We start from the raw sequence: 26940 nt of genomic DNA on the forward strand, positions 1-26940 counted from the left end.
GTTCAGTGCAGCGACGCGCGCCGTCGCACGGGCCGGGAAGCTTTTTCGATTTTGGAATCTTCCTCGAACAGCTCGACGAGTTTTTCGGTCATCGCGCCCGCAAGCTCCGACGCATCGGTGATGGTCACCGCACGGCGATAGTAGCGCGTGACGTCGTGACCGATGCCGATCGCGATCAACTCAACGGACGATCGGTTCTCGATCTCGTTGATGACCTGGCGCAAGTGCTGTTCGAGATAGCTGCCGTTGTTGACCGACAGCGTCGAGTCATCGACCGGCGCGCCGTCTGAAATCATCATCAGGATGCGGCGCTGCTCGGGACGCCCGACGAGACGCGAATGCGCCCACGCCAGCGCTTCGCCGTCGATGTTTTCCTTGAGCAGACCTTCGCGCATCATCAGCGCCAAAGAATTCTTCGAGCGACGCCACGGCGCGTCCGCCGTCTTGTAGATGATGTGGCGCAGATCGTTCAGCCGTCCCGGGGCCGGTGGCTTTCCGGCCGCGAGCCATTCCTCGCGCGCCTGCCCGCCTTTCCACGCCTTCGTCGTAAATCCGAGGATCTCGACTTTGACGCCGCAGCGTTCAAGGGTACGCGCGAGAATATCGGCACAGCACGCCGCGACCATGATCGGACGGCCGCGCATCGAGCCCGAATTGTCGAGCAGCAGCGTCACCACGGTGTCGCGGAATTCGGTGTCGCGCTCGCGCTTGTAAGACAGCGCGCCGGTTGGATCGGTGATGACGCGTGTCAGGCGCGCGGCGTCGAGCATGCCTTCTTCGAGATCGAAATCCCAGCCGCGGTTTTGTTGCGCGAGAAGCTTGCGCTGCAGTTTGTTGGCGAGTTTCGCGACTGCGGCCGAAAGCGTTTTTAGCTCTTTGTCGAGGAATGCGCGCAGGCGCTCCAATTCTTCGGGCGTCGAAAGCTCGGCCGCGCCAACCTCTTCGTCGTGAGCACGAGTGTAAACCTTGTAGCCGAATGCTTCCGGGTTCTCGAGGACGGTCATGTTCGGACGCCAAGGCGCGGGCGCCTCGTTGTCGTCGACCGTTTCCTCGTCCATCTCCTGCTGTTCGGTATCGCCCGAGTCGACCATCTCCTCGGTTTCCGAGAGATCGCCTTCCGACGATTGGTCTTCGCTCTCCTTGTCTTCGCCGTCGGAGCCTTCCTCGTTGGCGTCTTCCGACTCGTCCGTCGCGCCGTCCTTGGCGCCGTCGTCGCCTTCGTTTTCCTCTTCGCCCTGCTGCGGCTCCTCGGTCAGATCGACGAGATCGAGAACCTTGAGCAGGTCGCGAATCTGGCGGCCGAACTGCTCCTGATTTTCCGACAGACCTTCGAGGCGATCGAGCAGCGTGCTGCCGCGCGCTTCGATCAGCGGCCGCCAGATGTCGACGAGGCCCTTCGTCGACGCGGGCGGCGGAAGGCCGGTCAGGCGTTCGCGAATGAGCAAGGCGAGCGCATCTTCGAGTGGCGCTTCGGCACGATCGAACACCGCCCGGAAGCGACCGTGACTGTACTGATCTTCGAGACGAGCGGTCAGGTTCGCAGCCATGCCGGGCATGCGCATTGCGCCGAGCCCTTCGACACGAGCGCGTTCTGAGGCTTCGAACACGGCGCGGGCCGGTCCGGGCGGAGGCGCGATGCGCCGGTGAATCTTGGCGTCGTGGCAACCGATCTGCAGCGCAAGGCTATCCGCCCAACCGCGTGCCAGTGCGATGTCCTTAGCGGTCGGCGCGCGCGGCGGCTCGGGGATGTAGACGGACTTTCCGGACACGTCGCCTTTACCCGGTCCGAAATCGACCTCGACCGCGCCGTCTCCAGCGATCGCACGCACGGCCGGGCCAAGCACGCGTTTCAGCGGCTCGGAGGGAGCTTCGCGGCGCTTGATTGGAGGTAGGCTCACGGCGGCTATCCGATTTTGGTGTTCTGCCACCCCCCGCCCCCTCCCCGCCGGGGAGAGGAACGTAAGGGCGCGCCGGCGCTAAGCCGGCCTTTCGATCAGCCTTCTCAGCTCAACGCGACGTTGGCGGTGCTCTCTGAAAGCTCCTCGCCGAAGCAGCGCTGATAGAATTCCGCGACCAGCGGCTTTTCGAGATCATCGCACTTGTTCAGGAACGTCACGCGGAATGCAAAGCCGATGTCGCCGAAGATCTCGGCGTTTTCCGCCCACGTCATCACGGTGCGCGGGCTCATCACGGTCGAGAGATCGCCGTTGATGAAGGCCGAGCGCGTCAGATCGGCGACGCGGACCATGTGCGAGACCTGCTTGCGCTTGGCGTCCGTCTTGTCGAAGGCCTTGACCTTGGACAGCACGATTTTCGCTTCATCGTCGTGCGGCAGATAGTTGAGCGTCGCGACGATCGACCAGCGGTCCATCTGGCCCTGGTTGATCTGCTGCGTGCCGTGATAGAGGCCGGACGTGTCGCCGAGACCGATCGTGTTCGTCGTCGCGAACAGGCGAAATGCCGGGTGCGGACGAATGACCTTCGACTGATCGAGCAGCGTCAGCTTGCCCGAGATTTCGAGCACGCGTTGAATGACGAACATGACGTCGGGACGACCGGCGTCGTATTCATCGAACACGAGCGCGGTATTGGTCTGCAGCGCCCAGGGAAGAATGCCTTCCTTGAATTCCGTCACCTGCTTGCCGTCGCGCAGCACGATCGCATCCTTGCCGACGAGATCGATACGCGAGACGTGGCTGTCGAGGTTGACGCGCACGCACGGCCAATTGAGGCGCGCCGCAACCTGTTCGATGTGCGTCGACTTGCCGGTGCCGTGATAGCCCTGGATCATCACGCGGCGATTGTGCTTGAAGCCCGCGAGGATCGCGAGCGTCACGTCGCGATTGAAAAGATAATCCGGATCGAGATCGGGAACGTGCTCGTCCGCCTTCGAGTAGGCCGGAACTTCAAGATCGCTGTCTATGCCGAACACTTGGCGCACGGACAGTTTCATGTCCGGCAAGTTCGCAGGTTGCGCGCCCGGAGCGCTCGTCGTCGTGCGCATCAAAATCCAATTCCCGATGAGTGCCGCCCAGCCGCCTCAGGGGCTTCGGGCCGATGCGACCTGGGAGGCACAATCGCACACGGCTCAACGGCCCGGTATCAGACCAGGCCCGCTTGCTTCAGATAGTTATAGGCTTGCAGGATTTCACGCAACTTTTCCTCGGACCGGCTATCGCCACCGTTGGCGTCGGGATGGTGAACTTTCACCAACTCCTTGAAGCGGGTCTTGATGTCTTCGCGGGTTGCATCGTCGCCCAAATCGAGCGTCTTGAGCGCTTTACGCTCCAACGGCTTCAGCTGACGGCGGAAGGCCGACGGCGCAGTGCGCGACGATCTGACTTTCCGCGCCATTCTCACCGTGCTCTCGGCGACGCGGGCAGCGGCTTCTTCGGTTCGCGCGCCGTCGCGGGTCCCATGAGCCCAGGCGTTGGCGCCGGTCTTCCACGTCGGGCGATGTCCGGTCAGAGCATCCTTGCGGAAGCTGTTGACCTCGGCATCGCTCATGCCGTCGAAATAATTGTAATCCTGATTGTACTGACGAACGTGATCCACGCAGAAGTGGAAATATTCGCCGTCGCGCCCACGACCTTTCGGCGCCTTGTGCGGGCCCGGCTTCTCGCAGCCCTTCCATTGGCAGAGCGGCGCACGCGTTTCCTTCTTGGCGCCTTGAGAGCGCTTGGACGACACGCGAATGCTGTCGAAGTATTTTGAATCGAGTTTCATGGGCCGGTGATTATGATGGTTCGTTTCGTTGGAAACAAGGCGTCAAGAATTCCGGTTGATTTCTTCAACGACTGTGCTGCCAAGCGTTTAACATGTCGTTTCACGGCGCATTTATATTTATTCGAAGAATCGGGAAGTCAAAGAGAGCAACATGGGACGGTCCGTCACCGAAATCCTACGCGAAAAATTGATGGTCGAGCTGCGTCCCACGCGACTCGACGTCATTAATGAGTCGGAGCTTCACGCCGGACATCGCAACTCGCCGGGCACGGGTGAAAGTCATTTTCGCATTCTCGTCGTCTCCAGCGCGTTTGCGGGTAAATCGCGGGTCGAACGGCATCGCATCGTCAATGAACTGCTCAAAAGCGAGATCAGCGGCGGCATTCACGCGCTGGCGCTCGCGACGCTTGCTCCGGACGAGCCTGTTCCGCCCGGCTTCTCGGGACGCCCTTAGCCATAGGCGCGAACTTATCCGCGCGCGGTTTTTGACTGCGTCGCGCCCGCCGGCGATGAGCCAGTCGCGCTTGCCGTCGCAGCGGCGAGCGACTTGATGCGGATCGCCGTGATTTTATTGCGGCTCTTGCGCAAAATTTCGAAACGGTAACCGTGGAAGGTGAACACCTGTCCCGGCTCCGGAATCGTCTGCGCTTCGTGAATGACGAGACCGGCGATGGTCGTCGCTTCATCGTCCGGCAGGTCCCAATCGAGATGGCGATTGAGATCGCGGATTGCAACCGTTCCGTCGACGTTGACTGTGCCGTCCGATTGCATGCGGATGTGGCTGTCGGGATTGTCGTGCTCGTCGGTGATCTGGCCGACGATTTCCTCGAGGATGTCCTCAAGCGTGATGAGGCCCTGCACCTCGCCATATTCGTCGACGACGAGCGCCATCTGCGTTTTCTTTTTCAGGAACTGATTGAGCTGATCCTTGAGGCTCGTCGTATCCGGCACGAACCAGGGCGTGCTCGCCGACTTCATGATGTCGAGCGTTTCCGGCGCCCATCCGGTGCGCGAGAGCGCGAGCAGCAGATCCTTGGTGTGGAGCACGCCGACGATGTTCTCTGGCTCTTCCTTCCAAATCGGAACGCGGGTGAACTGCGATTTCATCAGCTGGTCGAGAATCTTGGCGGGCGGATCATCCGCATTCACCGTTTCCATCTTGGTCCGGTGAACCATGATGTCGGCGACCTGCAGATCACCGAGATCGAGAACGCCGCCAAGCATTTCCGCGTCGCCCTTCGCGACGGTGCCTTCCTTCGCCTGGAGGTCGATGGTGCCGCGAATCTCTTCATGCGCCGCAAGAATGTTGGCTTCGTCGTCGGCCTTACCCGGCGTCAGCTTCAAGAGATTGCGGACGACGTATTCGATCGCCTTCGTGAACGGCGTCAGAATGTAGATCAGGCCGCGCATCGGTGGCGCGACGATGAGCGCCACGCGGTCGGCGTACGCTAACGCATAAGTCTTCGGCAGCACGGCCGCGAAAATCACGATCAGAATAGTGATCAGACCCGTCGCGTAGGCGACGCCGACCTCGCCATAGAGGTGCACGGCAACATTGGAGGCGAGCGCTGCGGCGAGGACGTCGACGAGCGTGTTGCCGAGCAGCACGGTGCCGATCATCTTCTCCGGCCGCGACAACACGCGATTGACGAGCGCAGCGCTGGCGTTGCCGTCTTCCTCGAGAGCGTGCATGCGGGCGCGGGACGCGGCAGTGAGCGACGTCTCGCTGCCGTTGAAGAAGGCAGAAAGCACGATGAGAAGGAAAATAGCGACGATACTGAAAACTATGGACATGGAGATTGCCGGTGTCCCTGATCCCGAAATCAATGGCCGGTCAATCTAGCACACTCATAGAGACGAATGTGTATCGGCTTGTTAACGGGCGATTTCCCGCTTCAAGAAGGCCTTTACCGTCTCTGGGGGCACGTCGCGCGAGACGAAGGCGTCGCCGATACTACGCACCAGAATGAATGCGAGCTTGCCGCCCCGAACTTTCTTGTCCTGGCCCATCAGTCGCCACAACTCATCCGCATCGGCGCCGGTCTGCGGGATGTCTGCGATCCTCGTCGGCAAGCCGATGGCCTTGAAATGCGCGGTGACGCGATCGGCATTGCCAGCGGGACAGAGGCCCAACTCTTCCGACAAGCGGAATGCGAGGCACATGCCGATTGCGATGCCTTCGCCGTGTAGCAACTTGTCGGAATAGCCGGTCCAGGCTTCGAATGCGTGGCCGAACGTATGGCCGAGATTAAGCAGGGCGCGATCGCCCGTCTCGGTCTCGTCACGCGCGACGATCGCGGCCTTGGCGGCGACGCTCGTTTCGATGGCCTTCGTCAAGGCGGGGCCGTTGTTGCCGAAAACGCCCTGCCAGTTGTTTTCGAGCCATGCGAAGAATTTCGCGTCGCCGAGCAGGCCGTACTTCGCAACCTCGGCATAACCGGCGCGCATCTGGCGCGGCGGCAGGGTCGTCAGCACCGATGTATCAGCAATGACGAGGCTCGGCTGATGGAAGACGCCGATCAGGTTCTTGCCCTGCGGCGTATTGATGCCGGTCTTACCGCCGACGGAGCTATCGACCTGCGCCAGGAGCGATGTCGGAATCTGCACGAAGCGGATCCCGCGACGCAGGATGCCCGCCGCGAAGCCCGCGAGGTCGCCGATGACGCCGCCGCCGAGCGGCACGACGAGATCGCCGCGCTCAAGTCCGAGTTCCAGGAGGCGTTCCGAAAGCGTCGCCAGATCGCGGAAGCTTTTCGTTCCTTCGCCCGGCGTCATGACGATCGAGCCGGCGAACAAACCTTCCGATTTGAGGCTTTCTTCGAGGGTCGCAAGGTGATGCCGCGCGACGTTCTCGTCGGTCACGATCCCGCATTTCACCGCGCCCAAACGCGATTTGATGAGAGCCCCGGTATCAGACAACAGGCCGTTTGCGATCAGAACGTCGTAGGCGCGATCGCCGAGTTCGATGCGCACACTGCGCGATGGGCTTGGCGGCTGAACCGGGCCGGTCGGCACGGCGGAACTGGTCGCGAGGCGATTAACAATTTCGTTGACGGCCAGATCGTGCGGCTCGTCGCGGCTATCAACGGTCATATCTGCCTCGGCATAGATCGGGTAACGGGCTTCAATCAGTTTGCGCATCGTGGCTTCGGGATTGCCCTCGCGCAATAGCGGCCGAGTATCGCGCTTCATCACACGGCGCATCAGGACGGGAAGATCGGCTCGCAGCCAGATCGAGACGCCGTTCTCGCGAATGCGCTGGCGGGTTTCAGGATGCATATAAGCCCCGCCGCCGGTCGCCAGCACTTGGGGCCCATTGCTCAGGAGACGCGAGATGACTTTGCGTTCGCCGTCGCGGAAGTGCGCCTCGCCGTGATCGGCGAAGATTTCGTTGATGGTCTTGGCGGCGGCGCGTTCGATTTCCTCGTCCGCATCGATGAACGGCAGGCCAAGCCTTGCCGCGAGACGCTTGCCGATCGAAGACTTGCCGCATCCCATCAAACCGACGAGCACGATCGAGCGCTTGCCAAGTCGCTTTTTGGCAGTGTCTATCGCTTCAGATTCCGTCATGTCGGTTCCGGTGGCCGGTCGCGGGAGCGAATCGGCTAATTTGGCTCAGGGTGCCATGGTGGGGCTGTGCGCCGTCATGCCACGAACCGAAAAGCCCCGCAAACCTGAAACGCGCGGATAACACCTGCGCGGGAGCGTGACTGACGGGCACGGGACGCAAATCTATCGTGATGTACCGGTGAGAGTCATAATCGCGCCAATAAGGATGCCCACCTAGCAGGGGAGACGGGGACGCAAAAATGCCGAGCCTTTTCCGGCTATTGTTCGTACTTTGCATGCTGGCGGCGCTGGTTCTCGGCGGGCTTTACATTCTGGCGACCCGTTTCGAGCCTGAACAGCAGACGATCAGCAAGCCCGTCTCGGGCGTAAAAATCCGGCCTTGAACAGTCATGGGCAACCCTCACCCCTTCGCGCGACGCTTAACGATGGCCGCGACCGTTGCGCTGCTCGCTGCATTGGCGTTGCCGGCGCAGACCGGAGGCGTTCTGGCGCAGGAAGAATCCTCCGCGCCGCCGCCCGCGAAATCGTCGAAGAAGCGTCCCGACCGCAACGACGCCTATTCGCCGCCGCCCGATAAGCAAACGTACTTCCCGCAGATGGGCGCGCCGGGGGGCAGCACCGGACGCGGCGACAGCGGCAATGCCTGGTCGCCGCCGGATCGCGGATTCGACACGCCCTACAATGGTGGTGGCGGACGGGGCGATACGCGCGGCAATTCCGGCGGCGGTTTCTCAAACCGTCCCGCTCCGCAAAATGCCGTCGTGCGCGGCGCGCTTCCGATGGCCGTCGAAAAGGACGACCTCGCCCCCGTCATGTCGTCGGACGGCTCCGGCCTGCCCTACGAGCTTTGGCGCGGGCTCGATGTCGCCAAGCTCGACAAGCTCATCGGAACGATCGAGATTCCGCCGCGATCGGCGGCGTTGCATGAGCTTTGGAAACGGCTGATCACCTCGCAATCCGGCGACTCCTCGAATGCGGATTTCAGCGCGCTCAGGCTCGAAGCGCTGTATCGTTCGGGTCTGGCACGCGATGCCGCGAACGAAGCTGCTCCGCAGGGCGCCGACGAAAGCCCCCTTCTGCTGACACTCGAAGCGCGCAACGAACTCGCCTCCGGCAAACCCGATCAGGCGTGCGAACTCGTCGGGCGTTCGGTGCGCGCCAAAGGCAGCATTCCGGCGCGGCTCAAGGGCGAAGCAATCATGATGGCGGGCTATTGCTCGGCCATTCGCGACGACGCGTCCGGCGCTGGTCTCGCAGCCGACATGGCGCGCGAGGAAGGCGTGCAAGCGTCGCTCGGGCTTGAAGCCCTCGATGCGCTGTCGATCAAGGCCAAGCCCAAATACACGGCGGTCAAACAGATTTCGCTGCTCGACTATCGGATCGCGGAGCGGGTCGGCGGACTATCTCATAAAGACGTCCTCGACAAGGGTGAGCCGGCGCTGCTGATTGCGCTGGCCACCGATCCATCGACGCCCGTCGACCTCGGCCTTCCGTCGACCGAAGCGGCGGCCCGTCTCAACGCGCTGGCTCCGGAAGCGCTGGCAAGCATCTATCGCGTCAACGCGGAGGCGGCTTCTCCCGATGATCTTCTCGCCGGGCGCGGACCGCAAGGCGTTGCGCGGCGCGCAGCTCTGTTCAGAGCCGCCGTCGAAGAACGCACGCCGATGCGCAAGACGCGCCTGATCCGAGCCTTTCTCGACGACGCGAACCGGCAGCACATGGGAATGATCGCGGCGAAGATGGTCGCTCCGGCCACTGCGGAAATCCGGCCTCAGCCCGAACTCAGCTGGTTTTCGGAAACCGGCGTTGAAATCGGTCTCGCAGCGGGCCGCTATGACATGGCGCGCGATTGGATCAGGCTTGGCGACGAGCCGGGCAGCGCCGGAAGTCTCGGGCATTGGCGGGCTCTTCTCGATATCGCCGATCCGCGAGATCCCCAGCGCGGCCGCAGTTTTTCAGCACTCGAAGACCTGGCCGCAAACGGACGGTTTCCGGCGACGGCGCTCTATCGGCTGACCACCGTTCTCGAAGCGCTCGACTACGTCGTACCGCTGCCGCTGTGGGAAGCCGCCAACAGAGCGCCGCAACCGACCTCCGGATATCTTCCGGAAACCGGGGTTCTAACCGAGTTGCAGGACGCGTCGAAGAAGCAGGAGTTCGGTCATACCGTTCTGCTGGTCATGAAGGCGCTTGGACCGAACGGAGCGGAAGACGCAAACCTGATCGCGCTCGGCGACAGCATTCGCGCGCTGAAGCGCGCCGGGCTCGAACCGGATGCACGGCGGCTCGGGCTCGAGGCGTTGCTGTCGTCGTGGCCGCGCCTCGCAACGAACTGAGGGCGGATATGGCGTCCGCTTCAGCGCAAAACAGCCACCTCGCCGCGTTTCTCGACATGCTGACGGCCGAGCGCGGCGCGTCGCCCAATACGATCGACGCCTACAGAGGCGATCTCGAAGGTTTCCTGGATTATCTTTCGGACGGGAGCGTTGCCCCGCTCGCGGCCGGAACACAGAACATCCAGGGCTACATCGCGGCGATGGCAAACGCCGGTCAGGCGCCGACATCACGCTCGCGGCGGCTGTCGGCGATCAAGCAGTACTATCGTTTCCTGTTCGCGGAAGGCCTGATCGAAGCGGACCCGACGTCGGGGCTGCAAGGACCGAAAAAGCAACGCTCGCTGCCGAAAGTTCTCAGCATCGCCGAAGTCGACCGCCTGCTCGACGCGTCGCAGAAGCGCTGCGAAGGCGTCGAAGGGCGCGCCATGTTCCGGGCGTTGCGGTTTCATTGCCTACTCGAACTGCTCTACGCCACGGGCATGCGCGTTTCCGAACTCGTCGGCTTGCCTAGAACTGTTCTACGTGGCGACAAGCGCGTCTTCTCGATCAAGGGCAAGGGTGGACGCGAACGGCTCGTGCCGCTCAACGCCGAAGCACGTGCGGCGCTCGACCGTTTTCTCGAAGTTTCCGGACGTTTCGACAATTCGCAGTGGCTCTTTCCGTCGAAGTCGGCGTCCGGTCACATGACGCGGCAAAGGTTTGCACAGGATCTGAAAGACGTCGCCGCCGAAGCCGGGATCGGAGGCGACCGGATTTCGCCGCATGTGCTGCGCCACGCCTTCGCCAGCCATCTGCTCGACCGCGGCGCCGATCTCAGAACCGTTCAACAACTGCTCGGCCATGCTGACATTTCGACGACGGAGATTTATACGCACGTCTTGCAGGAGCGTCTGAAGGCGCTCGTCAACACGCATCATCCGCTAGCCAAAACAAAATAAGGCGGCTTGGAACTTCCCGATGCCGCTTGCGAAATAACAAGGCGCACAACGCAAGGGAGGATAGCATGAGCCGCTTGTTCGGGGACATTCACCGCGCTCTTCAGATGGCATTCGATACGCGGGCACTTGCCGACCGCGTCGAGGCCGTCGCGTTGAAGCCCGAGATCGATGACATGGCGAAAGCGTTCATCGAAAGCCGGGAGATGTTTTTTCTCTCGACCATCGACCATATGGGGCGGCCGACCGTTTCGTATAAGGGCGGCGCCAAGGGCTTTGTTCGCGTCGTCGATCAGACAACACTGATGTTTCCGAGCTACGACGGCAACGGCATGTATCTGTCGATGGGCAACATCTCGGGGAACGCCGAAATTGGAATGCTTTTCATCGATTTCGAAAAGCCCTTCCGCTTGCGCGCACAGGGCCGCGCCGAGCTGATCGTCGGCGGCGAGGACGTCAAGGCGTTCAAGGAAGCCGAGATGGTCGTGAAGGTTTCGATCCACGAAGTCTGGATGAACTGCCCGCGCTACGTCCATCGCTTCAAGAAAATCGAGACCTCGCGCTACGCACCCGGCGTCGAAGACGAAACGCCGTTTTGTGAATGGAAGCGGATCGACGCCATGCAGGATGTCGTCAGACCCGATGAGCGCGAGAAAGTCGAACAACTCGGCACGACGACGATCGACGACTGGATGGGCAAGGTCATGTCTGGCGACAGAAGCGCGTGATGTCTTGCGCTTAGGCCGTCATCATGCGTCATAGGTTCATGTCCTCCGCCATTCCCGAAAAGCAAAGCCGGGGCCTGGGGTTTGCCGCGCATCCTCCGGGTCTGACGACGCTCTATTTCACAGAGCTGTGGGAGCGGTTTTCGTACTACGGAATGCGGGCGCTTCTGGTCCTGTTCATGATCGCGCCGGTCGAGGCGGGCGGGCTCGGGTTCGCGACGCCGAACGCTGGAAGCATCTACGGCTCCTATGCGATGGCCGTTTATCTTCTGGCCGTGCCCGGAGGCTTCATCGCCGACCGCATGCTCGGCGCGAAGCGGAGCGTTCTCTTCGGCGGGCTCGCGATCGCAGCGGGTCATTACGCCTTGGCGATCCCGACGCTCTCGACGTTTTATCTCGGTCTCATTCTGATCGCGCTCGGGACTGGCCTGTTCAAGCCGAACATTTCGGCGTTGGTCGGCGCACTCTATTCACACGACGATCTCAGACGCGACTCCGGCTTTTCGCTGTTCTACATGGGTATCAACATCGGCGCGTTCTTCGCTCCGATCGTGACAGGATTTCTGGCGCAGAGCGCGACGTTCAAAAGCTGGCTGTCGGCGGCGGGGTTCGATCCGGTCAACAGCTGGCATTGGGGCTTCGGCGCTGCCGGCGTCGGCATGACGATCTCGATGCTGCTGTTTGCGCGCAAAATGCGGGAGTTGAATAATCCCGATCCGGTGCCCGAGGCACAGGGCCCGATTTTCAAGCGCCAAACGCTCTACATCATTCTGGCGACAGGCGGACTGCTGGCGCTGGCGCTCTTGTCGGACGTTTCAGGATTCCGCTGGCTGCGCTGGCTGTTCATCATCGTGCCGCTCGCCGCCGTTCTGTACGGTGCGTCGCGGCCTGACCCCGACGCACGCCGTCTCGCTGCTGTCGGAATCTTTTTCATTGCGGCGATGATCTTCTGGGCGATCTTCGAGCAGGCCGCAACGACCCTCGCGCTGTTCGCCGATCAACTGACGCGCAACGACGTGGCGGGCTTTTCGTTTCCGTCGGCGTGGTTTCAATCCGCCAATCCGATCTTCGTCATTCTGCTGACACCGCTCTTCGCGGCGCTGTGGCTGAAGCTCGGCGCGCAACAGCCGTCGGCGCCGGCAAAGTTCGGACTGGCGCTCGTGTTCCTCGCGGGCGGGTTCCTGCTGATGATCCCGGCAGCGAACTATGCTGCTGAAGGGCGCGTGTCGCCGTTCTGGCTGATCGGCCTCTACTTCCTGTTTACCGTCGGCGAACTGTTGCTGAGCCCGGTCGGGCTCTCGACGATGACGCGCATCGCGCCCGCGCGGATGACAGGCCTCGTCCTCGGCGTCTGGTTTCTGGCAGCGGCGCTCGGGAACAAGCTCGCGGGCGACATCGGCGGCGCCTTCACGGCCAGCGATCCCGACACGCTCGTTCTGTCGTTTTTGGCGCAGGCCGGGATTGTGGCGGCGGCCGCCGCCCTTATGTTTGCCTTGGTGCCTGTCGTAAAACGGCTGTCCGAGGGCGATAATTAACCCGGAATGGCGGTTGCTGCGGCGACGCGTTAGCGCAAGATGCCGCTTCGCCTTGACAGGTCGCGGGAGCCAAGGTGAATGTCGCCCGCGCCGGATGCGCGAGCCGGTCGCCGCACGCTTCAGTTGCAACTTCGAGAGATCTCAGCCCAGTGAACGCCTCGACCGCCCTTCGCACCTATCTCGATTTCGAAAAGCCGATCCTGGAGCTCGAAAACAAGGTGGCGGAGCTCAAGGCGCTGCATGTCGAAGGCAAAGGTCCGCAGATCGCGGACGAAATCGCCAAGCTCGAGCAGAAAGCCAAGGCGGCGCTCGTCGATACGTATGCGCGGCTGACGCCCTGGCAAAAGACGCTCGTCGCGCGCCATCCCGAACGTCCGCACGCGCTCGATTTCGTCAACGGGCTGATCGAAGATTTCACACCGCTCGCGGGCGACCGCTATTTCGCCGAGGACGAGGCGATCGTCGGCGGCATCGGCAAATTCCGCAACCGTTCGGTCGTGGTTCTCGGGCACGAAAAGGGCTCCGATACCGAGCAGCGGATCAAGCACAACTTCGGCATGGCGCGGCCGGAAGGCTATCGCAAAGCCGTGCGGCTGATGGAGTTGGCCGACCGCTTCAACCTGCCGATCATCACGTTCGTCGATACGCCCGGCGCCTATCCCGGCATCGGCGCGGAAGAGCGCGGCCAGGCGGAAGCCATCGCGCGGTCGACCGAATGCTGCCTGCGCCTCGGCGTGCCGATCGTCACAGTCATCGTCGGCGAAGGCGGGTCGGGCGGCGCCATTGCGATCGCGACGGCCAATCGCATTCTTATGCTCGAACACGCTATTTATTCTGTGATCTCGCCCGAAGGCGCGGCGTCGATCATCTGGCGCGACAGCAACAAGAAAGAAGAAGCCGCGACCAATATGAAGATCACGGCGCAGGACCTCGATCAGCTCGGGGTCATCGACGCAATTGTGAAGGAGCCGACAGGCGGGGCGCATCGGGACCGCGAATCGGTGATTATCTCGACCGGCAACGCGATCGCGCGGATGCTGTCCGAGTTCGACGGCAAATCGGCCGATGACATTCGCGCTCAGCGTCACGAGCGCTTTCTGTCGATCGGGCGATAAGCGTCTGGTAGACTCTGGGCCGCAATTGGGGCAACCGTCCCGTCGGCGCCGCATTCGGACACCATACTTGAGTTGACAGCGTGCTCGCTGAATTTCAGTAGTCGTTGAGTCTGTTGCGTTATTCGTCCGCCAACCCGCGGCACGGGGAAATCTAGTTCGGGAAAGGCGCTTTGGTGCTGACGCGCGTCTCGCTGACGTGGAAGTCTGCCGTTCAGACGGGGGTGATGGCTGGCGCGGTTTTGCTCGCGGCCTGCTCCAACACGCCCACGATTCCGCCGCCGTCGGAAGTTCCCCTGTCCAAGGACACTATTTCGCTACTCGCTAAGAAGGGGATGCAGTCCGGCTCGCCGATCTTTGTCCGCATCTTCAAGGAAGAGTCCGAGCTTGAAATCTGGAAGCAGCGCGACGATGGGCGCTTCTATCATTTCAAGACGTACCCGATCTGCAATTGGTCCGGCGAGATCGGACCGAAGCTGACGTATGGCGACCGGCAGGCTCCGGAAGGCTTCTATTCCGTGACGCCGGGCCTGATGAACCCGAATTCGAAATATTATCTGTCGTTCAATCTCGGCTATCCGAATGCCTATGACCGATCGTGGAATCGGACGGGCGATTCAGTGATGGTGCATGGCAATTGCCGGTCGGCGGGCTGCTACGCCATGACCGATGCCCTGATGGAAGAAATCTACGGGCTGTCGCGCGAAGCGCTGAAGGCCGGCCAATCGAGCTTCCAGGTGCAAGCGCTGCCGTTCCGCATGACGGACGCACGCATGGCGCGCGAGAAAAACAGCAAATGGCTGAGCTATTGGAAGACGCTGAAACAGGGCTACGATTATTTCGAGAAGTATCGCGTGCCGCCGAACGTCGTTGTGTGCGAGCGCCGCTATGTCGTCGGCGTGCAGGCGCAAAGCCGGCCTGATGCGGATGGACCGTGTCCGCCGTTCTCGCGTCCGGCGATGACGGCATTCACGCCGCTCCCCGAGCCGGCAGAGGTCGACGTTGCGAAGGGCAACAAGCTCAAGGGCATCGCCAATCCGGATCTCGAGCCGACGCTCGCCGACATCAACGCCGCCAAGCAACGGCAAAGCGCGCAGGCGATTCAAAGCATGCCCGGCATGCCCGTTGCCAACGCCAACTGAATTTTGGCGGACCATTGATGCCTGACATCACTCAGCAGCAGCCCGCCGCGAGACGCCGCCGGAAACGATGGGGCGGCGTGCTGGTGCTCGCCTTTCTGCTCACGCTCGTTGCAGCGGGTGTCGCTGCCATTCAATTTGCTCAGCAATGGATGCCGGTCGTTTTCGGCGACGACGGCCTGATCCGCTACGAACGCTCGCAGCGCCGCATGCGCGCGGAGTATGACTTGCCGATGCCCGGACAGCCCGATCTCGCCAGGTTTTCCGAGCGGCTGAAGGACCAGGGTTTGAAAGAGGGCGCCCCGGTGCTCGTCCGCATCTTCAAGCGGGAGTTCGAACTGGAGCTTTGGATGCAGCGGGATGGCGCGTTCCGCCGTTTCGCAACGTATCCGATCTGCCGCTGGTCCGGTTGGCTCGGGCCGAAGCTCGCTGAGGGCGACCGGCAAGCGCCGGAAGGCTTCTATACGGTCGAGGCGTCCGCGCTCAATCCGAATAGCCGCTGGTTCCGCTCGTTCAATCTTGGTTATCCGAACGCTTTCGATCGCGCGCAGGGGCGCACGGGGTCGCTGATCATGGTGCACGGCGGCTGCGGCTCGATCGGCTGTTTCGCGATGACCAACGGGCAGATGGCGGAGATCTGGCGGCTCGTCACGGCAGCGCTCGGAGGCGGGCAAAAGCGCTTCCAGGTCCAGGTCTATCCGTTCCGGATGTCCGAGGCTGAGCTTAGTGCGCACGCGAACGATCCGGACATCGCCTTCTGGCGGGATCTCAAAGCAGGCCACGATCTCTTTGAGGTGAACGCCGTGCCGCCAAGGGTTTCAGTCTGCAAAGGACGCTATCAATTCCAAGCTGGGACGGGAGCGAGCCCGGACAGCGAGCCGATCGAGGCCGGCTGTCCGAATGGATAATCCCGCCATCGGATGGGTTCATTTTTTATCCGGCATTGAATCAATATGTTCCCAATTCCGTATTTGTTAATTGCAATCCATATTTGCTTTACGCTGACCACCAATTGAATGGCCGAAAATACCAAAATGAGCTATATCTCCGCGATCGTATGACGATGGAGATGGTAATGCGTAAGGCGTGGCTTGCGTCGGCCGTGATGACGGCCGCTTTGGCCGGACTGGGAGGCACAACGACCTCTGCGTCCGCAGGCGTTGCGGGACTTCTGTCCGCGGCACAGAATGCGGCTCCACAAGACAGCGGGATCGAGAAGGTCACCCATCGCCGCCGGTATTATTATGACCCCGGCTATTACGCTTATTACGCGTCTCCTTACGACTACGCTTACTATCCGCCTCCGGTCGTCTATTACGCTGTTCCTGCCCCACGGTACGTGCCCGGCCCAGCCTATTATCCCTATTCGGGATATTACGTCCGCCCCTGGCGCCGCCGCTACTACGGCTGGTAATCGCACGGGTTGCGGCGCCCCGCTTAAGGCGCCGCCGACCCGGATTTCCGCTGCCGGTGTTCAAAAAGACACTTCGATTTGAAGGTGGTGAGCGATACTATCCGCAGCGCGCAGGCGGGTATTCGGTCGCGAACCATCCATGTCATTTCCAAACTTACTTCGCAGGACGACTTTCGCGGCATTGGCTTTTGCCATCGCCGGCGTTGGCGTTGCGCAGGCGCTGACCATCGAACTCAAGGACGTCGCGGCCGACCGCGTCGAGCGCCAGCGGGCCGCCGCCGCTGGAGCCCTGCCGCTGCCGGGCACGCCGAACGTCGCTTTCCTGCAGGCGCGACTGCGCGACAAGGGCGTCACCCTCGCCGATCCAATTCTGATCCGCATCTTCAAAGCCGAGTCGGAGCTTGAGATCTGGAAGCAGAAGGGCGGCGGCTACATTCTCTTCGCGACCTATCCGATCTGCCATTGGTCCGGAACGCTCGGGCCGAAGCTGCGCGACGGTGACCGGCAGGCTCCGGAAGGCTATTACACGCTGTCGCGTTCGCAGACGCGCCATGTCGGGCGCTGGCCAAGGTCGCTCGATCTCGGGTTTCCGAACATCCTCGATCAGTCGCAGGCGCGCACTGGGTCGAGCATCCTGGTGCACGGCGGCTGCTCCTCCATCGGCTGTTTCGCGATGACGAACCCGGTCTCGGACGAGATCCATCAAATGACCCTCGCGGCGATGGACGGCGGCGAGCAGATCGTGCCTGTGCACGTGTTTCCGTTTCGCATGACCGACAAAAACCTGGCGGCGCAGGACGCGTCACCGTGGAAGGCGTTCTGGACGAATCTCAAGGAGGGCTACGACCTCTTCGAACAGACGAGACGTCCGCCCATCATCGGCGTGTGCAGCGGGCGCTACATTTTCCGCGAGACGCAGGCGCGGGAGTCGGCCGGACCGCTCGAAGCCTGCGGGCCGACGCTGACCGCGATCCGCGAACAGGATCAGTGGCTGCGCGACGTGCCGTATCCGACGCCGTTCACGCCAAGGCTCGCGTCGCAATCGACCGAGACGGCGCGACCGATCCCGCAGGTGCAATCGAGCCTCGACAGCGAAGCGCCAGCAGTGCCGATGTTTTCCTGGCCTCTGATCCGTTGATCTGGCGCTGATCTGGCGCCGATTTCGCACCCGCACGACGGAACTTGCCTCAGCTGGACGAGCTTGCGATAGAAGCGTGATATCGCAACTGCGAAAGGCTCGAAACACATGGCAGAGAAGACCGTCATCAAGCGGGTAGAGATTTTTCTTGAGAGCATGCTGTTCAGCTCACGCTGGCTGCTGGCGCCGTTTTACTTCGGGCTGGCGCTGGCGCTCTTCGTGCTGCTCATCAAGTTCTTGATGGAACTTCTGCATCTCGCGCAGACTGCGTTCGTCTCGACCGAATCCGACGTCATCCTCGGGCTGCTGACGCTTGTCGATCTGACGCTGACCGGATCGCTGCTGATTATCGTGATCTTCTCGGGCTACGAAAATTTCGTGTCGCGGATGGATCATTCGACCCACGGCGACCGCCCGGAATGGATGGGCACGATCGATTTCGCGGCCTTGAAGCTCAAGATGCTGTCGTCGATCGTCGCGATCTCGGCCGTGCAGCTGCTGCGTCAGTTCATGTCACTCGGAACCGTCACGCCGGAGCGCGAGAAAGAGCTGTTCTGGCTGGTGATCATTCACATCGTGTTCGTCGTCTCGAGCGTGCTGCTTGCACTCTCTGACCGCATCGCGGGCGGCGGGCACGGAAGCACCGAGGCGAGCGCATCGGAAGCCGGAACGAAGACGAGCGGCCACTGACGGTCGCCGGAAAACGAACGTCGATGGACTGATCCAAGATCAGTCCATCGACATCACGTTCAATCAATCCATCTTGCCGTGGCAATGCTTGTATTTCTTGCCTGAGCCGCACGGGCACAGGGCGTTGCGAGACACGCGACCCCACGTCGCCGGATCATTCGGATCGGCGGCGCCTTCGCCGCGGCGGCTCTGAAGCGGCGCACGCTTCTCAGGCTCGGGCGGCGCATTGCGGCGGGCACGAGCGCCAGCGATCGCGGCATCGGCCATCGCAAGCTCGGGATTCTGTTCGAATTCATCCAGTCCGGTCGTCGCGTCGACGTGGTGCGCCACCATCGGCGGGAGATCGACCGGCTGCAGCGCAGGTTGATCCTCCGGCGGCGCAAGCTCGACGTGCATCAGCTGGCCCGTCACGTTTTCGCGCAGGCGGCCGAGCATGTTTTCGAACAGGATGAAGCCTTCGCTCTTGTACTCGTTGAGCGGGTCTTTCTGACCGTAAGCGCGGAAGCCGATAACCTGACGCAAATGCTCGAGCGTCACGAGATGCTCACGCCAGAGATGATCGAGCGTCTGGAGCAGCACCATCTTTTCGATCTGGCGATAAAGCTCCGGTCCGAGCTCCTTCGTCTTTTCCTCGACCTTGGCTTCGACCGCGGAGCGAATGCGCTCCCTGATTTCCTCGTCGGCGATGCCTTCCTCGCCTGCCCAGGCGTCGATCGGAAGATCGAGGGCGAAGATTTCCTGCACCTGCTGCTTGAGGCCCGCCGTATCCCACTGCTCGGCGTAGGCCGTCGGCGGGATGAAGCGCGTCACGAGCTGATCGATGAGTTCGTTGCGAAGCTCGACGACCGTCTCCGAGACGTCATCCTCGCCCATGATCTCGAGACGCTGATCGAAGATGACCTTGCGCTGGTCATTCATCACGTCGTCGTACTTCAGGATCTGCTTGCGGATGTCGAAGTTGCGCTGCTCGACCTTCTTCTGTGCGGTCTCGAGCGACTTGTTCATCCACGGATGCGTGATCGCCTCGCCTTCCTTGAGGCCCAAGGTCTGCAGCACCTTGTCCATGCGCTCCGAGCCGAAGATGCGCATCAGATCATCATCGAGCGCGAGATAGAATTTGGAGCGGCCCGGATCACCCTGACGGCCGGAGCGGCCGCGCAGCTGATTGTCGATGCGGCGGCTTTCGTGGCGTTCGGTCGCGAGCACGTAGAGGCCGCCGGCCTGGAGCGCCTTCTGCTTTTTCTGAGCGACGTCGGCGATAAGCTCGGCGCGCTTGCTCTTGATCGCGTCCTCGGCCGGGGCTGCGCCTTTCGCGGTTTCTTCCGCGATCCAATCGCGCAGCCGGAACTCGGCGTTGCCGCCAAGCTGAATGTCGGTGCCGCGGCCGGCCATGTTCGTCGCGATCGTGACGGCGCCCGGGACGCCGGCCTGCGCGACGATGTTGGCTTCCTGCTCGTGATAGCGGGCGTTCAGAACGCTATGCTCGATCGCCTGCTTCTTGCCCTTCGATTCGGTTGCGAACTTCGTCAGCAGCGCCGCCATGTCGGTGAAGTGCTTGCGCAGCTCGTCTTCCTTGCCGGGCTTCAGCTCGCTCGCATTCTTCTCGAGCGAGTGCGCGAGTTCGCGCAGGTATTTGTGATCCTTGAGAAGCTCGGAAAGCTGCTCCGACTTCTCGATCGACGTCGTGCCGACGAGGATCGGCTGGCCGCGCTCCTTGGCTTCCGCGATCGACTGGACGATCGCCGCAAGCTTTTCCTTTTGCGTGCGGTAGATTTCGTCGTCTTCGTCGATACGGCTCACCGGAAGGTTCGTCGGAATATCGACGACCTGCAGGCCATAAATATCCATGAACTCGTCGGCTTCGGTCATTGCCGTGCCGGTCATGCCGCCGAGCTTTTTGTAAAGACGGAAGTAGTTCTGGAACGTGATCGAGGCGAGCGTCTGGTTCTCAGGCTGGATCTCGACGTGCTCTTTGGCTTCGAGCGCCTGGTGGAGACCTTCCGAGTAGCGCCGCCCCGGCATCATGCGGCCGGTGAATTCGTCGATGATGACGACTTCGCCGCCTTTGACGATGTAATCCTTATCGCGCTGGAACAGCTTGTGCGCCTTCAGCGCCTGCGTGAGGTGGTGAACGATCGTGACGTTGTCGATGTCGTACAGCGTGCCCTTGAGCATTCCGGCCTGCTCGAGAGCATTCTCCATCTTCTCGTTGCCGACTTCGGTGAACGACACCTGGCGCTGCTTTTCGTCCAGCTCGAAGTCACCCGGCTCGACGATTTTCATCATTTCGTCGATCGTCTGATACAGCTCGGCGCGATCTTCGAGCGGGCCCGAAATGATCAGCGGGGTACGTGCTTCGTCGATCAGGATCGAGTCGACTTCGTCGACGATCGCGTAGATGTGCGGACGCTGCACCATCTCGTCACGACCCATCTTCATGTTGTCACGGAGATAATCGAAGCCGAGTTCGTTGTTCGTCGCGTAAGTCACGTCGCAGGCATAGGCGAGCTTGCGTTGCTCATCCGACATATCATGAACGATGATGCCAACGGTCAGCCCGAGGAAGCTGTAGACCTGGCCCATCCATTCGGCGTCGCGCTTGGCGAGGTAGTCGTTGACGGTGACGACGTGCACGCCCTTGCCGTTCAAGGCGTTCAGATAAACCGGAAGCGTGGCGACCAAAGTCTTGCCTTCGCCGGTTCGCATCTCGGCGATGTCGCCCTGATGCAGAACCATGCCGCCGATCAGCTGCACATCGAAGTGGCGTTGGCCGAGCGTGCGCTTGGCGGCTTCGCGAACCGTGGCGAAGGCGGGGACGAGCAGATCGTCGAGCGTCTTGCCTGCCTCGAGTTCCTTGCGAAACTCTTCCGTGCGCGCCCGCAGTTGCTCATCGGTCAGCGCCTGCACTTCGCTTTCGAGTGCGTTGATCGCCGCGACGCGGGCCCTGAAACCCTTGACCTTGCGTTCATTCGACGAACCGAAGATTTTCGAAGCGAAGCCACCGAACGAGAGCATCTTGAAATCCGTCCTAACGTCAGCATCAGCCCGCACGCATCAGTGCGCCCGGGCAAGGGTTGCGTTCAGCTGAGGTTCCATTCAGCAGAAAATGCGCGGCAAGGGCCTCCCCGCCACGCCTGCATCACGTTCCCTCGGCAATCTCACGTGGTCCGAACGGGCCGAAACCCGCGCCGATCTGGGGCAGACATAAGAACTCGTCCCCCCGACTGTCAATGTTCAGAAGCGTGTCTCCCAGCGTTCAAATTTTGCCGGTCTGTTCAAATATTAACTTGGTTTTCCAACCCTAGGCCGTTATCGAGGCCCGTCTGCTTGCAGCCTGTATGGACTGACGCAGCTATGCGCCGAAAATCGGTCAGGCGGGCATTTCTCATCCCAACTTCGGAGCTTACACCTATGAAGCGCATCTTCCCTACCGCCTTTACGGTCGCATTTGCGGTCGCGCTTCTGGGGGCGCCGGGCATGCAGGCCTTCGCGCAGGATAAGGTCGTCGCCACCATCGACGGGAAGCCGATCACGGAGGGCGATCTCGCCGTCGCGGAAAGCGAAATCGGCAGCGACATGGGCACGATGCCCGGGCCGCAGAAGCGCACCTCGCTGCTTGAATTCCTCATCGACAACCAGCTTTTTGCCGAAGCGGGCGAAAAGGCCAAGCTTGATCAGGGCCCCGACTTCGAAACGCGCCTCGCCTATCTCAAGCGCCGGGCGCTGAGAGAGCTGTATTTCGAGAAGGTCATCAAGGGTTCGGTCAGCGACGCGGATGCGCGCAAGATCTATGACGATCAGGTGAAGCTTCTGAAGCCGGAAGAGGAAGTTTCGGCACGCCATATCCTGGTCGAAACCGAAGAGCAGGCCAAAGAGCTCAAGGCGAAGCTCGACAAAGGTGCGGATTTCGCCCAGCTCGCGAAGGAAAACTCGAAGGATCCGGGCTCAAAGGACGACGGCGGCAATCTCGGCTATTTCGGCCACGGCCAGATGGTTCCGCAGTTCGAAGAGGTCGTCTTCAAGCTGAAGAAGGGCGAGGTTTCCGACCCGGTGAAGACCCAGTTCGGATGGCATCTCGTCAAGCTGGAAGACAGCCGCACGAAGCAGCCGCCCGCCTTTGAAATCGTCAAGGACCGCATCGCGCAGTCGCTGCTCCTGCAGAAGGCTCAGAAAACGGCGATGGAACTTCGCGCCAACGCCAAGATCGAGATCGTCGATCCAGAGATCAAGAAGTCCATCGACGAGCGCAACGCGATGATCGCCAAGCAGGCGGCTCCGAGCGCGGCGCCGTCGACCGCACCGGCGGCGGCTCCTGCAGACGCTCCGAAGGATGCGCCGAAGCCATAACGGCCGCATCGAGACGCAACCTTTTGATTTTCTGGATCGGGCCGCTTGATTATGGCGGCCCGATCTGTTTCACGGAGCCGCATGCCATAGCGGAGGGTTTCATGGGCAAAGTCTCTGACGTTTCACCGTTCGCACCATCGGTTCTTGCCAAGCTTCCGCCCATCGACGGCGTGACTTTCGCGACGGCCGAAGCTGGCATCCGCTACAAGAAGCGAACCGATCTGCTGCTCGCCGTGCTCGATGAAGGCACGTCGGTCGCGGGCGTGTTGACCCAATCGAAGACGGCGTCGGCGCCGGTGCTTCTCTGCCGCAAGCATCTCAAGAAGGGTTCGGCACGGGCGCTTGTCGTCAACTCGGGCAACGCCAACGCCTTCACCGGGAAAAAGGGCAGCGATGCCGTCGACATCACGGTCGAGCACGCGGTCGAAGCGGTCGGCTGCCGCCCGCATAACGTTTTCGTCGCCTCGACGGGCGTCATCGGCGAACCACTCGACGCGACGAAATTCGCGCATTTGCTGACGAAACTCGCGAAAAACGCAGAAGCCGATGCTTTTGAAGCCGCCGCGCGCGCCATCATGACGACCGACACTTATCCGAAGCTCGCCACGCGCACGGCGCTGATCGGCGACACGGAAGTGACGATCAACGGCTTCTGCAAAGGCGCGGGCATGATCGCGCCCGACATGGCGACGATGCTGTGCTTCATCTTTACCGATGCGGCGATCCCCGCCGACGCGCTGCAAGACCTCGTCAGCGAACACGTCAAGACGACTTTCAACTGCATGACGGTCGACGGCGATACGTCCACGAGCGACACGTGCCTCGTGTTTGCGACCGGACATGCCGCCGAGCGCGGTCAGAAGCTGGTGACGAAGGCGAAGTCGAAGAAGCTCGCGGCGTTTTCGGACGCGCTGCACGATCTGATGCAGGACCTCGCCATTCAGGTCGCCAAGGACGGCGAAGGGCTGTCGAAGTTCGTGACGTTCGAGGTGGAGGGTGCGAAGTCCTGGGAGGCGGCACGCACTATCGCGCTCGCGTGTGCCAATTCACCGATCCTCAAGACCGCCATCGCGGGAGAAGATCCCAACTGGGGCCGGGTCGTCATGGCTGTCGGCAAATCCGGCGAAGCGGCCGACCGCGACAAACTCTCTATCTGGTTCGGACCGCATTGCGTGGCGCGCGACGGCGAGCGGGCTCCCGACTACGATGAAAAGACGGCGGCGGCCTACATGAAGAATCGCGAAATCGTGATCCGCATCGCGGTCGGCGTCGGCAAGGCTTCGGCGACGGTCTGGACTTGTGACCTGACACACGACTATGTGTCGATCAACGCAGACTATCGGAGCTGAACGTAGAGACGGATGGAAAAGGCTTTCTGGACGGAGCGCTGGAAACGGCGAGACATTGGTTTTCATCAGCCCCACGTTCACGAGCAACTGAAACGCTTCTGGTCAACGCTCAATCTGCCGGTCGCAAGCGCGGTCTTCGTGCCGCTGGCCGGCAAGAGTTACGACATGGTCTGGCTGGCGACGCAGGGGCATCGCGTCATCGGCGTCGAGCTTTCGGACGTCGCGGTTCGGGAATTCTTCAAGGACGGCGGTCAGACACCCGAAATTCGCTCGGAGGGGCCGTTCGATCTCTATTCCGCCGGGCCGTTCAATCTTTACCGCGGTGACTTTTTCGAAACGTCGGCCGACATGGTGCGCGATGCCGTTGCGGTCTACGACCGGGCGGCGCTGATTGCGCTCCCCGCGGATCTTCGGGAGCGCTACGCGAAAAAGCTCGCCAGCATCATTCCGAGTTCGGCGATCGTCTTCCTCGTTGCGCTCGAATACCCGGAGCATGAAATGTCCGGACCGCCATTCTCGGTGCCGCGCGCGGAAGTCGAGCGACTTTACGGCGATACGTTCGACATTCAGGTGCTCGAAGCGCGCGACGGACTGGAAGCCAGCGGCAATCTGCGCCGGCGCGGCGTCTCTGCACTCCAGGAAACGGCCTACGTTCTGAGGCGGCGATGACGAAGCGGCTCGTTCTCGTCGCCGCCGTCGCATTGATCGACGACGACAAACGCGTGCTGATCGCCCAGCGCCCCGCCAACAAGCCGATGGCAGGGTTCTGGGAGTTTCCGGGCGGCAAGATCGAGCCCGGCGAGACGCCCGAGGACGCGCTCTGCCGCGAGATCAAGGAAGAGCTCAGCGTCGATCTCTGCCGGACGTGCCTCGCGCCGTTCAACTTCGCGAGCCACGCCTACGACGACTTCCACCTTCTGATGCCGCTGTATGTTTGCCGGACGTGGGACGGTGAGATCGCGCCACGCGAAGGGCAGACGATCGAGTGGGTCCGGGCGCTGCATCTTTCGCGCTACCGCATGCCGCCTGCGGACGAGCCCCTTATTCCTTGGCTCCGGGATTATCTGGCTTAGGCTTAGGTTTCAGCACGTCGGACAACCGCACTTTCGCCGATCCTGGCGCGAGCGGTTTTTGCTGGCTTTCGTGCGGCACCCAGCCGGTCAGCGTGATGATCTCGAAGGTTGCGGGAATGCGGCCGTCGGGAAGGCCGAAGCTTTCCTGATAGACTTCGGCGGCTCGCAGCAGCAGGCGTCGCGAGACGGGTTTGCGGCTACGCTCGATCAGCATGTTGCTTGCCGCCATCGCCTTCAGATCGCGCATCAGCGCCAAGGGCGATCCATACGTCACGCGCACCGGATCGCTGTCGGCGACGGGAAGCGCGAAACCGGCGCGCTGCAGCAGGCTCCCCAATTCGCGCACATCGGCGAACGGCGCGACGCGGGGCGAGGCCCCGCCGTAGAGTTCCTCTTCGGCGAGCAACCATGACTCGCGCAATTCTCTCAGCGTTTCGCCGCCGAGGAGCGCTCCGAGGAAAAGCCCGTCGGGTTTCAGGGCGCGGTTGATCTGCGCGAGCACGCCCGGGATATCGTTGATCAGATGCAGCGAGAGGCCCGACACGACGAGATCGAGGCTTTGCGGTGCGAACGGCAGGGCATCGTCTTTGGCCGCTACCTTTTGTGCCGTCGAAAGCTCGACGCAGCGCTCGGACGGCTCGACATCGATGATCTCGCCAATGTTCGGAAGCTGGCGAAGGCGCGCGGCGAGCAGGCCGTGGTATGCGCCAACGCTCGCAGCCACCGCGAAGTCGCGGCGCACGATGCTCAAGCGATCCGCAAAGTCGTCGGCAACGCGAGACAAGAGAAAATCCGGCAACTCGGCATCGCCCTGGGCCGCGATGCGGTTTCTCCGCTCCCGGATCAGTTTCTGGTCGAAAATCTGCGGCGCGCCAGCCATCGCAATCCGTCCATGAAGGTCTCGCTGCCGATGCGGCCTTGCGCTAAGTTGCAGCAATGACGGCACGATCGACGACCGATGAGCAAAATTTTGCGCTGCAAGATGACACAGCGCCAGAGACTCGTGCTGCGCGACTCTTTCGCGCTTTCGGTCGCGCCGGACGAGCCACGCTCGATGTCTTGCTTCCGCCGCTCTGCCTCGCCTGCCGGACCCACATTACGGCGCATGATGCGCTTTGTCCGGCCTGCTGGCGACGGGTGAATTTCGTCAGGCCGCCGCTCTGCGACCGGCTCGGCCTGCCATTACCCTACGACACCGGCGGGCGAATGGTTTCGGCTGCCGCCGTGGCAGACCCTCCGGGCTTCGACCGCGCCCGCGCTGTCGCGAATTTCGACGGGGTGATGCGGGAGCTCATCCATGCGTTCAAATTCCACGATACGCATCATGCGCGCCATCTTTTTGGACGCTGGCTGGCGGAGGCCGGCCGCGAGCTGCTCGATGACGCCGACCTGCTGGTCCCTGCGCCGCTCGCGCGCTGGCGTCTACTCTCGCGGCGGTTCAATCAAGCCCAAATTCTTGCAGCCGAAACGGGACGGCTCGCGAATAAGCCGGTGAGACCGTTCGCGCTTGTCCGTTCACGCTCGACGCCGCATCAGGTTGGGCTTACGCGCGCCCAGCGCCAGCGGAACGTATCCGGCGTCTTTCGTGTGCCGTCGAACGAAATCGCGTCGATCGCGGGGAAAAACGTCGTTCTGATCGACGATGTCATCACCACAGGCGCTACGGCTTCCGCTGCTGCTCTGACGCTGAAGCGCGCCGGTGCGCGGCGCGTCGACGTGCTGGCGCTCGCGATCGTTGCCAACAGTTCATCTTGAGGCCGAAAAACCGTGGCAAAGGCGCGCAAATGTCGCAATGCAGGTTGCATGACCTCGCGAACGCGGTAGTTTTGGGTTGGACGATTTGGGAGGCGT

The 26940-nt window shown here is 61.9% G+C and carries 24 protein-coding genes; 17 read left to right on the top strand and 7 right to left on the bottom strand.

Translation table 11 applies throughout. From position 1 onward, the window contains the following. Positions 1-2: 2 nt before the first annotated feature. The 3 genes from cobT to HYPGJ_RS00160 all read right to left on the bottom strand — a co-directional run bounded on the left by cobT (position 3) and on the right by HYPGJ_RS00160 (position 3726). Positions 3-1898, bottom strand: coding sequence for a cobaltochelatase subunit CobT (cobT, locus tag HYPGJ_RS00150; protein ID WP_101536096.1), 1896 nt, complete (start codon positions 1896-1898; stop codon positions 3-5). A 104-nt stretch (positions 1899-2002) separates the two neighbouring features. Then, the gene (gene cobS / locus HYPGJ_RS00155) at positions 2003-3004 is read right to left on the bottom strand and encodes a cobaltochelatase subunit CobS (protein WP_013217120.1); all 1002 of its coding nucleotides are present in this window, start codon (positions 3002-3004) and stop codon (positions 2003-2005) included. Between the two features lie 98 nt (positions 3005-3102). After that, positions 3103-3726, bottom strand: coding sequence for a DnaJ domain-containing protein (locus HYPGJ_RS00160; protein WP_046845351.1), 624 nt, complete (start codon positions 3724-3726; stop codon positions 3103-3105). Positions 3727-3877: 151 nt separating this feature from the next. Between HYPGJ_RS00160 and HYPGJ_RS00165 the strand changes: the two genes are divergently transcribed. Continuing rightward, positions 3878-4180: a BolA family protein gene (locus tag HYPGJ_RS00165; RefSeq protein WP_046845352.1), complete on the top strand. Its 303-nt coding sequence runs from the start codon at positions 3878-3880 to the stop codon at positions 4178-4180. Between the two features lie 14 nt (positions 4181-4194). Here HYPGJ_RS00165 and HYPGJ_RS00170 read toward each other — a convergent pair whose 3' ends face one another. Continuing rightward, a complete protein-coding gene (locus tag HYPGJ_RS00170; protein ID WP_046845353.1) occupies positions 4195-5520 on the bottom strand; it encodes an HlyC/CorC family transporter in 1326 nt (441 codons plus the stop codon). 81 nt (positions 5521-5601) lie between these two features. Further along, positions 5602-7296: a 3-dehydroquinate synthase gene (aroB, locus tag HYPGJ_RS00175; RefSeq protein WP_083983980.1), complete on the bottom strand. Its 1695-nt coding sequence runs from the start codon at positions 7294-7296 to the stop codon at positions 5602-5604. A gap of 239 nt (positions 7297-7535) precedes the next feature. On the opposite strand from aroB, the gene HYPGJ_RS19275 reads away from it, so the two are divergent. The 11 genes from HYPGJ_RS19275 to HYPGJ_RS00225 all read left to right on the top strand — a co-directional run bounded on the left by HYPGJ_RS19275 (position 7536) and on the right by HYPGJ_RS00225 (position 18320). Then, positions 7536-7679 carry a hypothetical protein gene (locus HYPGJ_RS19275; RefSeq protein ID WP_013217125.1) on the top strand — a complete coding sequence of 48 codons (144 nt, stop codon included), beginning with the start codon at positions 7536-7538 and terminating at the stop codon, positions 7677-7679. Positions 7680-7721: 42 nt separating this feature from the next. Next, positions 7722-9632 carry a hypothetical protein gene (locus HYPGJ_RS00180; RefSeq protein ID WP_244465955.1) on the top strand — a complete coding sequence of 637 codons (1911 nt, stop codon included), beginning with the start codon at positions 7722-7724 and terminating at the stop codon, positions 9630-9632. Between the two features lie 8 nt (positions 9633-9640). Further along, the gene (locus HYPGJ_RS00185; RefSeq protein WP_046845758.1) at positions 9641-10570 is read left to right on the top strand and encodes a site-specific tyrosine recombinase XerD; all 930 of its coding nucleotides are present in this window, start codon (positions 9641-9643) and stop codon (positions 10568-10570) included. A gap of 65 nt (positions 10571-10635) precedes the next feature. Beyond that, positions 10636-11295 (top strand): pyridoxamine 5'-phosphate oxidase family protein, encoded by a 660-nt coding sequence (locus HYPGJ_RS00190; protein ID WP_046845355.1) that lies wholly within the window; start codon positions 10636-10638, stop codon positions 11293-11295. 23 nt (positions 11296-11318) lie between these two features. Next, positions 11319-12827 (top strand): peptide MFS transporter, encoded by a 1509-nt coding sequence (locus tag HYPGJ_RS00195; protein WP_052750741.1) that lies wholly within the window; start codon positions 11319-11321, stop codon positions 12825-12827. Between the two features lie 149 nt (positions 12828-12976). Continuing rightward, positions 12977-13942 carry an acetyl-CoA carboxylase carboxyltransferase subunit alpha gene (locus tag HYPGJ_RS00200; protein WP_046845357.1) on the top strand — a complete coding sequence of 322 codons (966 nt, stop codon included), beginning with the start codon at positions 12977-12979 and terminating at the stop codon, positions 13940-13942. Positions 13943-14115: 173 nt separating this feature from the next. Next, positions 14116-15081 carry a murein L,D-transpeptidase family protein gene (locus HYPGJ_RS00205; RefSeq protein ID WP_046845759.1) on the top strand — a complete coding sequence of 322 codons (966 nt, stop codon included), beginning with the start codon at positions 14116-14118 and terminating at the stop codon, positions 15079-15081. A 17-nt stretch (positions 15082-15098) separates the two neighbouring features. Next, positions 15099-15986, top strand: a complete 888-nt coding sequence (locus tag HYPGJ_RS00210) for a murein L,D-transpeptidase family protein (RefSeq protein WP_046845358.1) — start codon at positions 15099-15101, stop codon at positions 15984-15986. A gap of 167 nt (positions 15987-16153) precedes the next feature. Then, on the top strand, positions 16154-16492 hold the full coding sequence (locus HYPGJ_RS00215; RefSeq protein ID WP_046845760.1) for a hypothetical protein: 339 nt from the start codon (positions 16154-16156) through the stop codon (positions 16490-16492). A 139-nt stretch (positions 16493-16631) separates the two neighbouring features. Then, positions 16632-17630: a murein L,D-transpeptidase family protein gene (locus tag HYPGJ_RS00220; protein WP_046845359.1), complete on the top strand. Its 999-nt coding sequence runs from the start codon at positions 16632-16634 to the stop codon at positions 17628-17630. Between the two features lie 108 nt (positions 17631-17738). Then, on the top strand, positions 17739-18320 hold the full coding sequence (locus tag HYPGJ_RS00225; RefSeq protein ID WP_046845360.1) for a TIGR00645 family protein: 582 nt from the start codon (positions 17739-17741) through the stop codon (positions 18318-18320). A 63-nt stretch (positions 18321-18383) separates the two neighbouring features. Here the strand turns inward: HYPGJ_RS00225 and secA are convergent, their stop codons facing one another. Further along, the gene (secA, locus tag HYPGJ_RS00230) at positions 18384-21335 is read right to left on the bottom strand and encodes a preprotein translocase subunit SecA (RefSeq protein WP_046845361.1); all 2952 of its coding nucleotides are present in this window, start codon (positions 21333-21335) and stop codon (positions 18384-18386) included. Between the two features lie 396 nt (positions 21336-21731). Between secA and HYPGJ_RS00235 the strand changes: the two genes are divergently transcribed. From HYPGJ_RS00235 to mutT, 4 genes are all read left to right on the top strand, one after another. Beyond that, positions 21732-22667, top strand: a complete 936-nt coding sequence (locus HYPGJ_RS00235; protein ID WP_046845362.1) for a peptidylprolyl isomerase — start codon at positions 21732-21734, stop codon at positions 22665-22667. 101 nt (positions 22668-22768) lie between these two features. Further along, a complete protein-coding gene (argJ, locus tag HYPGJ_RS00240; RefSeq protein WP_046845761.1) occupies positions 22769-24016 on the top strand; it encodes a bifunctional glutamate N-acetyltransferase/amino-acid acetyltransferase ArgJ in 1248 nt (415 codons plus the stop codon). Positions 24017-24028: 12 nt separating this feature from the next. Then, the gene (locus HYPGJ_RS00245; RefSeq protein ID WP_046845363.1) at positions 24029-24685 is read left to right on the top strand and encodes a thiopurine S-methyltransferase; all 657 of its coding nucleotides are present in this window, start codon (positions 24029-24031) and stop codon (positions 24683-24685) included. After that, positions 24682-25089: an 8-oxo-dGTP diphosphatase MutT gene (mutT, locus tag HYPGJ_RS00250; RefSeq protein WP_013217140.1), complete on the top strand. Its 408-nt coding sequence runs from the start codon at positions 24682-24684 to the stop codon at positions 25087-25089. Before HYPGJ_RS00245 ends, mutT begins: the two co-directional genes overlap by 4 nt. Here the strand turns inward: mutT and HYPGJ_RS00255 are convergent. Next, positions 25058-25969, bottom strand: a complete 912-nt coding sequence (locus HYPGJ_RS00255; RefSeq protein ID WP_046845364.1) for a methyltransferase domain-containing protein — start codon at positions 25967-25969, stop codon at positions 25058-25060. The two genes, mutT and HYPGJ_RS00255, sit on opposite strands and share 32 nt — an antisense overlap. Before the next feature lie 179 nt (positions 25970-26148). Here HYPGJ_RS00255 and HYPGJ_RS00260 point away from each other — a divergent pair, with 179 nt between their 5' ends. Beyond that, complete coding sequence (locus HYPGJ_RS00260; protein ID WP_348270888.1) at positions 26149-26844, top strand: ComF family protein; 696 nt, start codon at positions 26149-26151, stop codon at positions 26842-26844. The last annotated feature ends 96 nt before the right edge of the window (positions 26845-26940 follow it).

The organism is Hyphomicrobium sp. GJ21 (genome assembly GCF_001006785.1).
Taxonomy (GTDB): Bacteria; Pseudomonadota; Alphaproteobacteria; order Rhizobiales; family Hyphomicrobiaceae; genus Hyphomicrobium_B.